The 16,248-nt window shown below is 38.3% G+C and carries 13 protein-coding genes; 10 read left to right on the forward strand and 3 right to left on the reverse strand.

All coding sequences use genetic code 11. From position 1 onward, the window contains the following. Positions 1–12: 12 nt before the first annotated feature. On the reverse strand, positions 13–744 hold the full coding sequence (locus ABC374_RS10380; RefSeq protein WP_350302577.1) for an IclR family transcriptional regulator: 732 nt from the start codon (positions 742–744) through the stop codon (positions 13–15). A 448-nt stretch (positions 745–1,192) separates the two neighbouring features. On the opposite strand from ABC374_RS10380, the gene ABC374_RS10385 reads away from it, so the two are divergent. The 9 genes from ABC374_RS10385 (at position 1,193) to ABC374_RS10425 (ending at position 13,045) form a co-directional block, all read left to right on the forward strand. Beyond that, positions 1,193–2,992: an acyl-CoA dehydrogenase family protein gene (locus ABC374_RS10385; protein WP_413017496.1), complete on the forward strand. Its 1,800-nt coding sequence runs from the start codon at positions 1,193–1,195 to the stop codon at positions 2,990–2,992. 24 nt (positions 2,993–3,016) lie between these two features. Then, positions 3,017–4,204: a CaiB/BaiF CoA transferase family protein gene (locus ABC374_RS10390; RefSeq protein WP_413017498.1), complete on the forward strand. Its 1,188-nt coding sequence runs from the start codon at positions 3,017–3,019 to the stop codon at positions 4,202–4,204. 515 nt (positions 4,205–4,719) lie between these two features. Further along, entirely contained in the window at positions 4,720–5,895 is a 1,176-nt protein-coding gene (locus tag ABC374_RS10395) for an acyl-CoA dehydrogenase family protein (RefSeq protein ID WP_413017500.1), read from the forward strand. 227 nt (positions 5,896–6,122) lie between these two features. Then, positions 6,123–7,394, forward strand: a complete 1,272-nt coding sequence (locus ABC374_RS10400; protein WP_413017502.1) for an MFS transporter — start codon at positions 6,123–6,125, stop codon at positions 7,392–7,394. A 157-nt stretch (positions 7,395–7,551) separates the two neighbouring features. Beyond that, positions 7,552–9,177 (forward strand): long-chain-fatty-acid--CoA ligase, encoded by a 1,626-nt coding sequence (locus tag ABC374_RS10405; RefSeq protein WP_413017504.1) that lies wholly within the window; start codon positions 7,552–7,554, stop codon positions 9,175–9,177. Beyond that, a complete protein-coding gene (locus ABC374_RS10410; RefSeq protein WP_413017506.1) occupies positions 9,167–10,030 on the forward strand; it encodes a 3-hydroxyacyl-CoA dehydrogenase family protein in 864 nt (287 codons plus the stop codon). The genes ABC374_RS10405 and ABC374_RS10410 overlap by 11 nt, the downstream gene beginning before the upstream one ends. A 349-nt stretch (positions 10,031–10,379) precedes the next feature. Further along, positions 10,380–11,564, forward strand: a complete 1,185-nt coding sequence (locus ABC374_RS10415; protein WP_413017508.1) for a thiolase family protein — start codon at positions 10,380–10,382, stop codon at positions 11,562–11,564. 147 nt (positions 11,565–11,711) lie between these two features. Continuing rightward, entirely contained in the window at positions 11,712–12,494 is a 783-nt protein-coding gene (locus tag ABC374_RS10420; protein ID WP_413017510.1) for an enoyl-CoA hydratase/isomerase family protein, read from the forward strand. Between the two features lie 146 nt (positions 12,495–12,640). Further along, positions 12,641–13,045 (forward strand): PaaI family thioesterase, encoded by a 405-nt coding sequence (locus ABC374_RS10425; protein ID WP_063593440.1) that lies wholly within the window; start codon positions 12,641–12,643, stop codon positions 13,043–13,045. A 427-nt stretch (positions 13,046–13,472) separates the two neighbouring features. Here the strand turns inward: ABC374_RS10425 and ABC374_RS10430 are convergent, their stop codons facing one another. Together ABC374_RS10430 and ABC374_RS10435 are read right to left on the reverse strand one after the other, a co-directional pair. Next, positions 13,473–14,057, reverse strand: a complete 585-nt coding sequence (locus ABC374_RS10430; RefSeq protein ID WP_413017513.1) for a TetR/AcrR family transcriptional regulator — start codon at positions 14,055–14,057, stop codon at positions 13,473–13,475. A 7-nt stretch (positions 14,058–14,064) separates the two neighbouring features. Further along, on the reverse strand, positions 14,065–14,817 hold the full coding sequence (locus ABC374_RS10435) for an alpha/beta fold hydrolase (protein ID WP_413017515.1): 753 nt from the start codon (positions 14,815–14,817) through the stop codon (positions 14,065–14,067). 392 nt (positions 14,818–15,209) lie between these two features. Between ABC374_RS10435 and ABC374_RS10440 the strand changes: the two genes are divergently transcribed. Then, positions 15,210–16,094, forward strand: coding sequence for a R2-like ligand-binding oxidase (locus ABC374_RS10440; RefSeq protein WP_413017517.1), 885 nt, complete (start codon positions 15,210–15,212; stop codon positions 16,092–16,094). Positions 16,095–16,248 lie beyond the last annotated feature (154 nt).

The raw sequence follows: 16,248 nt of genomic DNA on the forward strand, positions 1-16,248 counted from the left end.
TTTTGAAATAATTTAATAAAAGGATTTTGAAATACTTTCAGCAGTTTTTAACAATAAAGGGATATGTTGTTCCATCGATTCCTTATTCCAGCGAAAGACAGGCCCGGAAATGGAGATAGCTCCAATGACTTTTCCTTTAGCACCGAATACTGGTGCTGATAATGCAGCTACATTTTTCGTGATTTCCTCCTCATTAATGGAGTAACGGGTATTTACTATAATTTCTAATTGTTGTTGTAACATTTTTCTTTCTTCCTCTGGAAGGAGGTTTAATACTTGTGCCTGTAACCCTTCGCTAAGAAATGCCAATATTACCCGTCCGCTTGAGCCAAGTTGTAGCGGAATCCTATTGCCAACACCTGCTCTTCTGCTTATTTCCTGATTACTTACATGTTCAATTACACACATCCTAACCATGTTTGTTAACATATAAAACCCTACAGTTTCCTGTGTTTCGTCTCTTAATTTAATTAGTTGTGGATCGATTATCGAGACAAAAGGTACATCGGTTATAATTTTATTTGCATAATCGATAAACACCGTACCAAGTGAATATTTTTTAGAATCTACATCCTGGAATACCAAACCGTCCATTTTCAAAGTAGTAAGCAGACGATGAGTGATAGGGGGAGAAATATTAAGGTTTTCGCTAATATTTTTAATTCCTTGTGGACCGGTTGTTTCATTCAAATAATTGATGATTTTGATTGCACGCTGCACCGTAGACGAAATCTTTGTGTTCATGAATATATCCTCCAAATAAAATTCCAAATTAATTTAATTATTTAAAATATTATATCATAGTAAGATAAGGGGCCAATCAGTACCTAGAATAGTTTTCTTTATCATTACTAAAATTTGAACGGGGTGATTCAAAAAGTTCACGAAAAGTGAACTTTTTGGGTCATCCCTTCTTTTTTAGAAATATAAAATTTGGTGAAGAAAAACTCAATTTTTCTGCATGATGAGGTCCTGTTTAATAAATTGACTTTTCTGAAAATTAACTTTATATTCATGATATAGGAATTATGATTCCTGTATTATGAATAATAATTTCGTGAAATGTTGAAAGGAAGTGAAATAATAACCTGAAAAACGAATCACTTGTACAGATCCTGACTCGGAGAAAAGTATAAAAAATAAAAGTGGGGATAAGAGAATTAAAATGGAACATCAAACAAGGAGGAATAATATGTCCGTGAAATTAATGAATTCTCATCCTAGAAAAGCCTATCCTGGTGCGATGCCAGACACGAAAGGATTAAACTTTTTTGATGAGGATCAAAATTTGACTTTTATACTTAAACATTATCTTTCCACTGAAATTTATGAACGTGCCCTTCCTATCCTAAAGGAGTTGGGGGAAATAGCCGGAACAAGGCTTGATGAATTATCCCGCATGGCGGATAAGCATACTCCCGAGTTAATAAATTACGATGCAAAAGGGGAACGAGTAGACAAAGTTGAATATCATCCGTCCTATAAGGAGATGGAATCATTAGGATATGGAAAGTTCGCTCTGGTCGCTATGTCACATAAACCCGTACTGGGGTTTCCTACTAAACTACCGCACGTGTTAAAGTACGGATTTTGGTATTTGTTCGTCCAATCTGAGTTTGGTTTAGCTTGCCCGATGAGCATGACTGACTCTGCTGCAAGGGTCTTAAGAAAATTTGGTGATCAAGGTTTAAAAGAAACCTATTTGTCTCGTATGACGAGTACTGATATAAATACTTTTTGGACAGGTGCCCAATTTATGACCGAAAAACAAGGCGGGTCTGACGTAGGTGCTAATACGGTAACAGCAAAGAAAGTGGATGATCATTGGGAGATTTGGGGTGATAAATGGTTTTGTTCCAACGTTTCAGCAGATGTAGCATTAGTTTTGGCTCGACCTGAAGGGGCCCCCGAGGGTACTAAAGGTCTTGGAATGTTTTTAATGCCAAGAAGACTGCCAGATGGAACTCTTAATAAATACAAAGTTAATCGCCTAAAAGATAAATTAGGGACCCGCGATATGGCTTCAGGTGAGGTGACATTTGAAGGAGCCGTTGCTTATGTCGTAGGAGATTTAACTAAAGGGTTTAAACAAATGATGTCGATGGTAAATTCTTCACGGTTATCGAACGCCGTACGTTCCAGCGCGATGATGCGAAGAAGCTTTTTAGAAGCACTCGTTTCAGCTCGCGGACGTGTCGCATTTGGCAGCTCCTTGTCTGAAAAGCCCCTTATGAAAGAAACACTTTTTGAACTATTACTAGATTGCGAAGCAGCTGCGTCAATCACATTTTACACAGCTTCCGTTTATGATAAATCCGATCAAGGGAACGTGGAAGCTGAAAGGCTATTACGAATTTTGACGCCATTGTTAAAAGGGTACATTTGTAAACGTGCTAGGAATTCTACCTCTGAAGGAATGGAATCCAGGGGAGGAAATGGATATATCGAGGATTGGATAGATTCAAAACTTGTACGGGATGCTCACGTGGGTTCCATTTGGGAAGGTACCACGAATATCGTTGCCTTAGACGTTGTAAGAGCGTTAGTGAAAGACGAAGCAGGAAAAATCTTTTTTAACGACTTATACAATCGGTTGGATGCTATTACGAATTCTTTAACTAAACGGATTGGGAAAATCCTTCTGCAAATATCCAAAAAAGTCGAATCACAATCAAACAGGATAATGAGTCTGAATGGACCAGAAAGGGAATTGCCTGCAAAACAATTAATGAACCGGATGTATCATATATTCACTGCAAGTCTTTTGCTAAATGAAGCAGAAGTACAAATTACAGCACAAGAAAACTATCGAAAATTATACATGACTTTGCAGTATATCCATCGTTATTTGCTTTCAAGTGGCTTGGATGAACTTACTTATTTTGATTCATCATTATTACAATGGTTTGATGCTATTGTTGACTTTAACAAAGTATCAAAAGGGGCGGTAGAAGGTTTGCTGGAAAACGTGCAACAGGCCGTGAAAATCTAAACGTAAAGGATGGAGGTGAGAACAATGACTAGGGCATTAAGCCGGATAAAAGTTCTTGATCTAAGCCGAGTGGTTGCTGGTCCTGTCTGCACAAGTATTTTAGGAGATTTGGGTGCAGATATTATTAAAGTGGAAGGGCCGGATTTCTTGGATGAAACACGAACATGGTTTCCTCCGGACATTGAAGATATTAGTTTGTATTATATGGCAGTTAATCGAAATAAACGTGCCATAACGGTAAATTTAAAGACAAAAGAAGGAATCCAAATCATAAAAAAACTCATCCAGGAATCTGATGTTATCGTAGAAAATTTTAAGACAGGAACGATGGAGCGGTTAGGACTGGGATATGGAGACTTGAAAGCGTTAAAACCTAAAATAATTCACTGCTCCATTACAGGGTTTGGTCATACGGGACCGTATAAACAATTACCTGGATATGACTTTCTTGCTCAGGCAATGAGCGGTTTTATGAGTGTGAATGGCACATCCAATGGTGAACCTGTAAAAGCCGGGATTGCCATGGCCGATTTATATGCAGGTCTATATGCAACCATTAGCATATTAGCTGCTTTGGAGGCAAGGAACCATACCGGTCGTGGTCAGCATTGTGACATCTCTCTTATGGACTCAATGGTTGCTTCTTTGCTAAATATAGGAACAGGTTTCTTAAACACAGGAAATCTGCCTAAGCGGTATGGAAATCAGCATCCAACCTTAGTACCCTATCAGAATTTCAAAACAAAAGATAAGGAGATAATCATAGCAGTAGGCAACGACAGGCAATTCCAGCGTTTTTGTACATTAATAAATGCAGATGAATTACCCAAGGATGAACGTTTTGCGACAGCTAATGCAAGAATCATATATAGGGAAGAGTTAATTCCTATATTACAAGAAGTGATATTAACAAAAACAGCAGATGAATGGCTTACACTCTTCCAAGAAAACAATATACCTTGTGGTCCCATCAATACTTTAGATAAAGTTTTTACAGATGAACAAGTACTTGAAAGGCAAATGATTCAGGAAGTTGAACATCCCACAGTGGGAATTGTTAAACTTCTGGGATCACCTATAAAGCTCTCAGATACTCCTGTTACAATCGAAAGGCATCCTCCATTACATGGGGAACATACCGTAGAAGTATTGTTGGAATTAGGGTACGATAAACAAGAAATTGAATCGTTCATGGAAGATAAGGTTATTTAGAAAGAAGTTTCGGGGTCAAGTTCTAGAGGAAATCAATGTATTATTGAATAGTAATGCCACTATTATTTCCTTTAGCAGTAGTTTATCTTAACAAAACTCTTAACATTAATGAGTTACTTACAATAATTAAATTTCTCCATGATAGGCTATACGTGGTCAAGTGTACCTACACATATTCCTGATAAAGCTATGTAGGGGGAAAATATCTTGTTGCAGATTTAGACGGAGACATCCTAATCGAGATTGTAAGCGTTATCATTATATAATGACAGTCAATCAGATTAGGCCAAGCAAATATAAGTATAACTATGTCTTAGAAGTAGGTATTTCTACATGGTTTATCTAAAAAAAATATAGTTTCTATTTGTGATTAAGAAAATGATACTACTCAACAAGAAACAATAGAAAACGATTTCGAAGCCGGGTCAAGTCAAGAATTCGATGACATTATCAAATAGGGTAAAAGATGAGCAATCAAACTTAATAAACTTTTCCATTAAAAAAGGAGTGATTATATGTATTTACGCTTAACAGATGAACAAAAAATGATCCAACAAACCATTCGGAAATTCGTGGAGAATGAATTAATCCCTCTTGAAAATGATGTATTAAAAAATGAGAGGGAAAGCAAACCGGGCATTTCTCCAGAAAAATTGATGGAGCTGCAGTTAAAGGCAAAGGAATTTGGATTTTGGGGAATCAATACACCGGAAGAGTATGGCGGAGCCGATATTGGGCAAGTGATGATGGCTATCGTAACAATTGAAGTAGCCAAAACATTTGTGCCGTTTAAGTTTGGTGGCTATGCCGATAACATTCTGTATTACGGGAATGAAGAACAAAAGAACAAATATTTAATTCCAACCATTAATGGTGATAAGAAATCATGTTTTGCTATAACGGAACCAAATGCCGGTTCGGATACTAGAAACATAAAAATGATAGCTGTCAAAGAGGGAGATGAATGGGTATTAAACGGTGAAAAAACATTTATTACCGGAGGCAATGACGCCGACTTCGTTATGGTCATTGCGATTACCGATCAGGAAAAACACGAATCTACCGGCAGAGATGGTGTCACTTGCTTTATCGTTGATAGGGAAATGGGATGGAAATCAGAGTATATTCATACGATGGGAGAATGGGGTCCGGCCGCTTTAGTATTTGACAATGTACGTGTACCAGAAGAAAACATTTTAGGCGAGATTAACGGCGGCTATAATCTTGGGCTGGAATGGATTGGTTTTCAGAGATGGCTTGTGGGCGCACGCGCTGTCGGAATGGGTGAGCGATTGTTGCAAATGGCGATTGAGTATGCAAAGGAGCGGGAAACATTTGGTCGACCACTCGCGGATAGACAAGCCATTCAGTGGCAAATCGCCGATTCAGCGGTTGAAATAGAAGCGGCGAAATGGCTAGTGTTGAATGCTGCTTTTACCCTTGACCAAGGGGAAGATAACCGCTATTTAGCTTCCATGGCTAAATTGTATGGAGCAAACATCGGGAACAGGGTAGTGGATCGTGTTATGCAAATTCATGGAGGAATGGGTTATACGAGGGAACTGCCGATTGAACGTTGGTACCGCGAAGCCAGACTTTGGAGAATCTATGATGGAACAGATGAAATTCAGCGAATGATCATTTCCAGAAGCCTGCTGAAAGGTCATGCCAAATTAGGGCAATTTGTTTAAGAAAACGTATAGAAGAAAAAGTTCTGGAGAAATAGCTGTGAGTTTGAAAATACAAGAGCCAATCATGACCTTTAAGTATTAAAATCAGCCCTTTAGAAAACTGAAGGAGGAAGAGAGGAACTTCCCCTGTTTATAATTAAGTGAAAATTCAAAAAATAAATGGTATTTTAAGATACATTTAAGAGAGAAATTAATATGAAAAATATAAATAGAAAAGGGGAATATATATGCGCTGGATTGTTCTTCTTCTGTTATTTCTCGGAATGATAATAAATTTTGCCGATAAATCAATCGTTGGACTTGCCGCTGTACCGATCATGAAGGAATTTAATCTCTCCTATGCCGATTGGGGGCTAGTAGGAAGCAGTTATTATTGGCTCTATCCAGTGACTGGAGTTGTTGGAGCAGCATGGGCTGATCGAGCCGGAGCAAAAAAAGTGCTTGGATTTTTAATGATAATGTGGACTGTTTTGCAATTTGGTGTTTTGGCCATTACGGCTTTGCCTCTTTTGATTCTCTATAGAATTTTATTAGGGGCATTTGAGGGGCCGTTTAGTCCAGTTGCTTATAGTCATGTAAATAAGTGGTTTCCGCCGAAACAGAAGGCATTCGCCACTTCCGTCGTGGTGTCCGGAGGCACTGTGGGTGCCATGATTGTGGCGCCGCTCCTTGTCTTCTTAATTACGACTATGGGATGGAAGATAGCTTTCGCCTGCCTTGGTGCAGCAAGTCTTGTATGGTTCTTCCTATTCCAATTCACTAAGGAAAATCCAAATGAAGTATATGTAGAAGAAAATAAGAAAAAGAAAGAAAAACTAGAGAAATTAAACTTGAAAGATTTTCTCGTTCTCCTCGCCTCGCGTTCTGCATTATTTACAACCCTAGCATATTGTTCAACCTATCTTCTTGTCGTTTGGTTTTCGGTTTGGCTACCAATTTATTTGGTAGAGGCGGTGAACATGACATCAGCTCAAATGGGATATAGTGTGGCTATCATTGGTGTAGCATCTATCGCTATTTATATGGGTGTGTCGGTGCTATCCGATTATTTATTCAAAAATAATCAAAATTGGCGTGTTTCACGAGTCTTTGTCGTCGCTGGAGCGATGATGATAGGTGCATTATTTATGGCATCCAACACGTTTTTTCAAAATCCAATTTGGGTAGTCCTGGCAATGTGTTTTGCAAAAGGTCTCACGTATGCAATTATTCCGATTGGACCCACGATAATGATAAATGAGCTCCCTGAACGCGGCGGTTTGATGACGAGCATTTTAACATCATCGGGGAATATAGCTGGCATTATAGCGCCACTTATAACGGGATACATCATCAGTTTAGCAGGAGGCGACAAAATTGTAGGCTATAATTTATCTATTTGGTTCATGGCTGTTCTAGTCTTTGCATTTGCAATACTATTTGCCATTTTTGTTAAACCTACCTATTTGAAAGGGAATATTGATGCCCAGCAAAATGAACTACCTGAAAATGTTAATTAATTTGTGGCGAAGTCACGCTGAAATAAATATTAAAGTCCACTATGAAATGCCATTCAAATTAGCATAAAAAATTATCAAATAGGTGATAAGCCAGGTTTTATTCATAGTTGAAGAAAACGTATTGTGAAAATTCGGAAGAGAAGGAAGAGGGATTTATATGAATCATTTAATAAATAGGCCGTGGTATAAATTTTATAGAGATCCAAAAGAACTGAAAGTGCCCGAAATTTCTCTGTATTCCATTCTGAAAGAAACGGTCAAACTATATGGAGAGCGGGTTGCAATCATTTATGAACATACAAATACAACTTACAGTGAGTTAAAAGATAAAGTTGACCGCTTAGCTGCTGCGTGGAAAGAATTAGGCTTCCAAAAAGATGAGCGAATTGGATTAATGGTTGCCAATCATCCTGACTATATTATTTCATATTATGCTGCTCAAGCGCTTGGATTGATAGTCGTACAAATTAATCCAATGTATACACCCCGTGAGCTTTTATACATTTTAAGTGACTGTCAAGTTTCTTATCTTGTGGCAGATCCGGACGCATTAAAAACTGTACGTCAAGTATGTGATTCATACAAACTCAAAAATATTTTCGTTTCGCAAATGAGAAGTGATGATTCAAGTAGCGAGTTTTTAGACTTGGATAAGCTAAAAAAACATTCGTATCATTTGGAAAAGCAAGCATCTATCTCAACTACTAATGATGTTGCAGTTATTCAGTATACAGGTGGAACTACAGGGAAAATGAAAGGTGCGATGTTGACTCACTACAATTTAATCGCCAATTTGATGCAAGGTTATAGCTTACTTAAGGAAAAAATGCTACCTGGACAGGAAGTGATCTTAACTGCTGTACCTCTATACCACGTTTATGGGATGAATTCTATAATGAATTTAGGGGTGTATATCGGGGCAACGTTGCTATTAATCAAGAAGTTCCAGGTAGAAGATATATTGGAGCAAATTAAAGAATATCGTCCCACTTTCCTCCCGGGTGTTCCAAAAATGTACAATGCTTTTGTTAACCATCCACATGTCGAGAGGTACGGGTTGGATTGCTTTAAATTATGTTCGTGCGGATCATCACCACTACCTGTCGAGGTTATTAAACGTTTTGAGCATTTAACCGGAGCTGAAATTTTAGAAGCGTTCGGACTATCTGAAGCCTCACCGTTAACACACCGAAATCCACTTATTGGAATGAGGAAGGTCGGAAGTATTGGGATACCGGTACCTGGTACAGATAGTATTATCGTCGATGATAACAACCAAGAACTGCCATCGAAGTGCATTGGGGAATTATTAATAAAAGGGCCACAAGTAATGAAAGGTTATTGGAACAATGAGCAAGAAACAAATCGCTCTTTACAAAATGGATGGCTATATACCGGAGATTTAGCCATGATGGACGAGGACGGTTATTTTTACATTGTCGGACGAAAAAAAGAAATGATCATTGTGGGGGGCTTTAATATTTATCCTCAGGAAGTCGAGGGTGTCTTATATGAGCATCCAGATGTGAAGGAGGCAGCAGTTGTTGGTATTCCAAACCTAGTGAACGGAGAAACTGTAAAAGCGTATGTTGTTCCAAAAGATGGATGTCAAATCGATTTAGAGGAATTAAGAGGTCAATGCTATCTTAAGCTAACCCGTTACAAAGTGCCAAAGGAGTTTGAAATACGAGAATCATTGCCTCGGAACACAGTCGGGAAGTTACTTAAAAGATTACTAGTTCAAGAGGAACAAGAGAAGGGAGCAAGGGAGAATGCGAATTGATGATATCTCTAAAATAGCGGTTATCGGCTCAGGAACGATGGGATCACAAATCGCCATGATTTGCGCATTGAGGGGATATTCGGTTGTTTTGTATGATATCAGCGATGAAAACCTAATAATGGCTAAGAAGTCACTCCAAGGCCATATGGATAGAAGAGTACAAAAAGGAAGATTAATAGAGGAGAAAGTAAGTAATGCATTTAGCAAAATGACTTTTTCATCTAAGTTTGAAGAGATGAAGGATGTAGATTTCGTAATCGAAGCAATTGTGGAAAAACTTGATGCCAAACGTGAATTATTTACAAAGTTAGATAAGGTGACTCCGGAACATGCGGTTCTGGCAACAAATAGTTCGACAATTGTAAGTTCGAAAATTGCAGATGCAACGAATCGCCCGGATAAGGTTTGCAATGTTCACTTTTTTAATCCGCCACTTGTCATGGAGCTCGTAGAAGTTGTGTGCGGTCCGCATACTTCGGAGGAGACAACTCAAATAGCGCTAGAGCTTATAAAGAGCATTCAAAAGGTACCTGTCTTGCTGAAAAAAGAAATTTCCGGTTTTATTGCAAACCGAATTTTAGGGAAGTTAACGGACGAAGCGGTGTATTTACTAGAAAATGGGTATGCCGACCATGAAGAAATTGACCTTGTTTGTACGAAAGCGTTAAACCATCCGATCGGGCCTTTTGCACTTATGGATTTGACAGGCATTGATGTCAACAATTTCGTTCGCATGCAACGTTACCAGGAAAGCGGTAATGAATCAGATATGCCGGCTAAAATTGTACAAGAAAAAGTGCGAAAAGGAGAACTTGGCCGAAAAACAGGAAAAGGGTTTTACACATACGATTAATCCAAAAGACGGATTAAAAAAACGTTCATCAGTGGGGGGCATTCATTCTTCACTGATGAGATGAGAACTACTTATGCATGTTCAGCAGCCGGATTAATGGTTGCCATACAGAATATCCATTCCCGCGCTTTTCAAGGAAGTAAAATGGATAGGCATTATTAAAAGGCAGACGAATAAAGAATTTATATATAACTGATTTAAAGGATTCACAAAACCACCTTCTAAACTTAATTATATAAAGATATTTCCAATTTTCTGAGGTACAGAGATTTATTTAAAAGTCTGAAGTCCATATAGTTTCGAATAGTTGAAAAAAGAATACAGCTAAATATAGAGAGGAGTAGATGAGATGGGAGAAGATATTGTTATTGTTAGTGCAGTTCGAACTCCAATTGGGCGTTACGGCGGTAATTTTAAGGAAATCAGTTCTGGTCATTTGGCGAGTATTGTAATCCAAGAAGCTATTAAAAAGGCCGGAATTACGCCTCAACAAGTTGATGAGGTTATTTTGGGCGAAGTCAGACAATCGACTGAATCATCCAATGTGGCGAGAGTTGCAGCATTAAGGGCCGGGATTCCGGATATTGCACCTGCTTTCACAGTCAACCGGTTATGTGCATCAGGGATGCAAGCCATTGCTTCGGCCGTACAGCAGCTAACCTCTAATCAAGCTAATATCATGGTTGCAGGCGGTACGGAAAATATGAGCCGAGGTCCAATCTATTTAAGAAATACACGTTTCGGTGGTGACCGAGTTATCTTAATGGACTCTAATATGGAAGCCGGGCAGCAGCCACAAGAAATATACGGAAAACAGTTAGGTATGGGAATCACAGCAGAGAATGTAGCGGAGCGCTACAATATTTCTAGGGAAGATCAGGACACTTTTTCGATAGAAAGTCAACGAAGAGCTGCAAAGGCTATAGAAGCTGGAAGGTTTAAGGATGAAATCGTATCTGTAGGGGTCATGGTTGAAAAGAAAGCGCTTACTATTGGGACGGATGAGCATCCTCGTCCTGAAACAACCATGGATAAGCTTACGAACTTAAAACCAGCGTTCAAAGAAAATGGGACTGTCACCGCAGGTAATGCCTGCGGCCGGAATGATGGAGCGTCTGCATTAGTGTTAATGAAAGCAGGCGAGGCTTCACGTTTAGGCTTGAAGCCGCTCGCCAAGATTGTAGACTGGACCGCGGCAGGAGTTTCTCCTGAAATAATGGGAATCGGACCGGTACCAGCAGTAAAAAAATTGTTAAAGCGTACGAAAAAAAAACTGGAAGATATCGGGCTTATTGAACTAAATGAAGCTTTTGCTTCTCAAGCATTAGCGGTTATTAGAGAACTTCGTCTTGATATAAACAAAGTCAATGTGAATGGAGGAGCCATTGCTCTCGGTCATCCAGTAGGAGCGACCGGTGCCCGCATCGTAACAACATTAGTACATGAAATGATCCGAAGGCAAGAATTGTGTGGAATAGCGACACTCTGCGTAGGAGGTGGTCAAGGCATGGCCATTATGTTTGAAACAATATAACAAACAATTCGGTAGCATACGAGGATTGTATTTTATGGTAATGGTAATAAAACATTGGAGAACATCCCTAGTTTTTAATGGTTATATACCTTTTAAACGAGAAATCCTGAATGCTTTATTAAAAATTAAAAAGGGTGTGTTATATAAATGGGGACATTTACTAATATAGAGGTTTATAAAAAAGGACAGATTGCTTTTGTAATGATTAATCGTCCGAAGCAGAGGAATGCCTTAAATAAAGTAACTTTAGACGAGATAACAGGAGCTTTAGAAGCATTAAAACATGATGAAACTGTAGAGTGTATAGTGTTTACTGGAAAGGGAGTTGAATCGTTCGCAGCAGGAGCAGATATTACTGAATTACGGGAAAAGACGGCGGGTGATGCACTAAAATCTGACGGTATGCAGGATGTTTATAATTTAATAGATGATTACGAGAAGCCTACAATTGCGATGATAAACGGTTTTGCTCTTGGAGGTGGATGTGAATTAGCAATGTCATGTGACATTCGAATTGCTTCTACAAACGCAAAAATTGGTCTCCCGGAACTAAACTTATCAATTATTCCAAGTGCTGGAGGAACACAGCGATTAGCTAGAATCGTAGGTAAGGGAAAAGCGCTGGAAATGATTATATTGGGGAAAATTATTGACGCAAATGAAGCGTTTCGTATTGGACTAATATCGGAAGTGACAAGTCCTGAGGACCTTCCCGCAAAGGTAGAAGAAGTAGCTTCTCAAATCCTTGCAAAAGGCCCATTGGCTGTTAAATTGGCTAAAATTGCTGTGAATTTTGGTGCTGATGTTGACCTGAAAACAGGATTGATATTCGAAAAATTGGCTCAAGCTGTTCTCTTTTCAACAGAAGATAAAATAGAAGGAACAACTGCATTTTTGGAAAAAAGAAAGCCACAATTTCAAGGGAAATAAGAAATATAATACTAAATAAACTGAGGATAAAATTATAAACTTATCATTGATACATAAAATTTGGGGTTGAAATGATAAAAGTAAAGTTAATAAATTTAAACCACTTAAAGAGAAAAATCGTGAAACAAGAAAGGATGGACTAGACCTTGCCAATAACATTGGAAGATATTCAGAAAGATTTTGAAAGCAATCCATTTCTTTCGCATATCGGATTTCAAATCATTTACTTTGAAGAAGGGAATGTCAAGGTGAAGTTAACAATTGAAGAATATTTGCTTAATACAAATGGAACATTACACGGTGGTGTTTATGCTACGATGCTTGATTTTATCCTTGGAATGGTTCTTCGATCCGTCACAAAGACAAGATGTGTGACAACAAACTTAACCATCCATTATCTAGCTAGTATGTCAGAAGGAGAATTATATGCTGAAGCAAAAGTGCTTCAGCAAGGATATAAACTTGCTTTTGCTGAGGGAGAAATAAAGGACATGAAAGGAAATGTTATTACAAAGGGCATTGGAACATTTAAGCTTATTCGAGAAGAATAAAAAACGGTGATTAATTTGGGGAAACCTAAAAACCATTAAGGGATAGTAATCTTTATACATCGAGTAATTCCATATATTATTACAGGTGCAGATAAAAGCTTAAAAGTCTAACAATTAGCATTTAAAAGTGTATGGTTATAGATAAACATCAATTCGACGTACTACATTATAGATATAACGATATAAATAAGGCACTTGGCTACGAAAAAAATACACTCTTGATATTGATAATAAAGAATTTTTTTTATGGGACAAATATTGTCCTGTTTTTTTATAATTTATCGCTAAAACTAGTGAGTTTTTTGTGGTTCTTGCTACCCGTAATACGCACCATAGCTTGACCGTGATGGAGAAGTGAAATTAAAAGGCAAGAGTCCAGTAGGTTACCGGATTCATGCCCTCAAGATAGATCCTATTAAACGGTAGACTAGTTGCAAAACTCACTTATAACTTGCTTCTTTATTTCTTCAATCGGAAAACTTTGTTGATAGGTGGATATCATCAACATAATACCTTGTAGCACCGATGAAAAATATAACGATCGTTTCCTTGGTTCCTTTTCACCCATACTTTCAAATATTGTACATTGAAACTCAAATTGTTTAGCATTTTCTTCAATAATGCGATGACTGTATTTTATCAACTCTTCATCAGACTCCGGCTGAGTTTGCAGGTGCAGATAAAACCGATGGACTTCCGGTTTTTTGTGGATATTATCAATGGCACCATTTACTATATGTTCAAGCTGTTCACGAGGTGTATTTGAGGTGAACGCTTCTTCCATGACTTCAACCACTTCCCTGATTCTGGCCTCGACCATTTCAGAAAGCAGTTCTTCTTTTCCTTTGTAATAATTATAGAGTAACCCTTTAGAAATACCCGCTTTCTTGGCTAAATCGCTTATAGAAGTAGCGTAATATCCTTGTTTTATAAATAACTCCATGGCAGCAGCGCGAATTTTTTCTTTGGAAGCTTGGCGAATGCGGTCATTTTCTTCAGGTGTACGTGGCATTTTTACTTCAATCCTCCATAAAAGCAGTGAATTCTTGATATAAAATTTCAGAATGAGTGAGGGGCATCATATGATCGGCATCCTCTATTTCGATGAACCCGATGTTTGGAACCTTACGGAAACAATCGGCAACTCGAAAATTGTCTGCCAAGTCCTTTTTGCCGATAAAAAATAAAGTTTCGGTGTTCAATTCTTCTAATCGTTCCATTGCTGGCGGCTGAGGCCATTTCATGCAGAAATCAGCGGGCCACTTAAGCATGCGCCCGAAATGATGTCTGAGCATTTGAACAATGAGATCTTTGTGCGGACTATCGATAATCACCTGATATGTTGGTGAATGAAGGGCAAGCTCTAACATCTTATCTATATTGGGTGCACTTTCCAATATTCTTTCATGATACTGTTCAAACTCCTTTGAATAGGGAAAACCTGTTAAAGAAGGAGCAATTAACACAAGTTTTGATACTCTTTCAGGGTAATTAAGAGCGAAATCAGTTGCAATTTGCCCGCCCATGGAATGGCCAATAATTGTTGCCTGATTAAGTTCAAGGTAATTCATTAGTGCCAGTACTTCGTCTACATAGTTTACATGTTTTATAGGGGATGGTGATTTACCGGCACCACGGCCATCAAAAGCAATAACTTTGTAATCCTTAGATAAAAGAGATGCTAAAAATGTCCATTGCCTCAAATCAGTCCCACCACCATGAATAAGAACAACAGGACGACCATTGCCAGTAATCTCGAAATGTAAATCCAATGCAACCCCTCCGTTTTTCACTGAATTTTCAGTTTTATTCTATTATTGAATGAACGTTTAGCCAATAGAAAATGTAAATTAATTCCTAATGATCCATTCCGAATCATTGCGCTAACCAATAGAAAAAGCACAAATAATTATTGCCCTATTATTGAACAAGCAGGGAAGGAGAGCTTCGGAATCTCACCATTACCTTTGCAAAAGCCAATTCTAAACGGTTCCTAATTTGTTTCTTACCATTTCCATTACTTATTATTGAATGCAATACCCAATAATGCAGAAAGCCTTTTATTCTTTTTTAAATTTAATTTTGCACCAGACCTGAATTTGTCCATACGTATAATTCCCTTTTTGCATAAACTGGTAAATATATAATCGAAGGAGGAATATACTTGAGAAAGAAACTCTTAACGACGAGCTCGGACGGTTTGATGGAGGATTCATATCCCTACCAGTTGTATCAAAAGGCAAAAAAGTTTGGAATTTGGAATCCCCAAGATATCAATTTCTCACAGGATCAAGAGGACTGGAAAACACTATCTGTTAAAGATAAAGAATGGGTGCTGAAACTTCTCGCGCAATTTCAAGGAGGGGAAGAGGCGGTTACTCTCGACTTACTCCCATTGCTTAGGGTGATTGCGAGAGAAGGTAGATTGGAAGAGGAGATGTTCCTTACAACCTTTTTATGTGATGAAGCTAAACATACTGAATTCTTTCGGCTGGTGTTAAATGCTATTGGTGAAAAAGGCGATCTTGCTCACTTGCATTCTGAATCCTATCGTAAGTTTTTTTATGAAATTCTCCCCGAAACAATGGAACGGCTTTGGCATGGACAAACCCCTGAGGTAATAGCTGACGCAGCTACAGTGTACAATATGTTTGCTGAAGGAGTTTTGGCGGAAACTGGATATAAATCATTTTACGATGGACTGAAAATTATGGATAAAATGCCCGGACTTTTAGAGGGCATTGACCACTTAAAGAAAGATGAATCAAGACATATTGCATATGGAACATTTCTTCTTCAGCGCTTGATTTGTGAACATCCTCATCTTTTTGACAGGGTGGTTAAGAAGCTTGAGGAATTGGCACCACTTGCTATCTCCTTAAATGCAGAGGGCGTTATTGGAAATGGGGAAAAAGCAAAGGAATACCATTCTGATATTAAGAAATACTCAGAAAAACAGTTAATGGTAAGAATTGAAATCCTTGCACGGGCGAAGGGACAGACAATCGAAGAAATTTATCGATCTACTGGAGGAAACTCAAAACTATAAAACGGATTAGAATGACAGAGTTAGAAGTAAGGTAAGGGGGGGGGTTCCACTTTATAAGCCCCCCGAATCTATGAGATATGAACATAGTAGGTATAGGCACACGTCACAAATATTTAATCCAACCGCTTAAATATCTTCTTCTAGAGAAAAAGTT

The organism is Peribacillus phoenicis, from assembly GCF_047238085.1.
GTDB lineage: Bacteria > Bacillota > Bacilli > Bacillales > DSM-1321 > Peribacillus.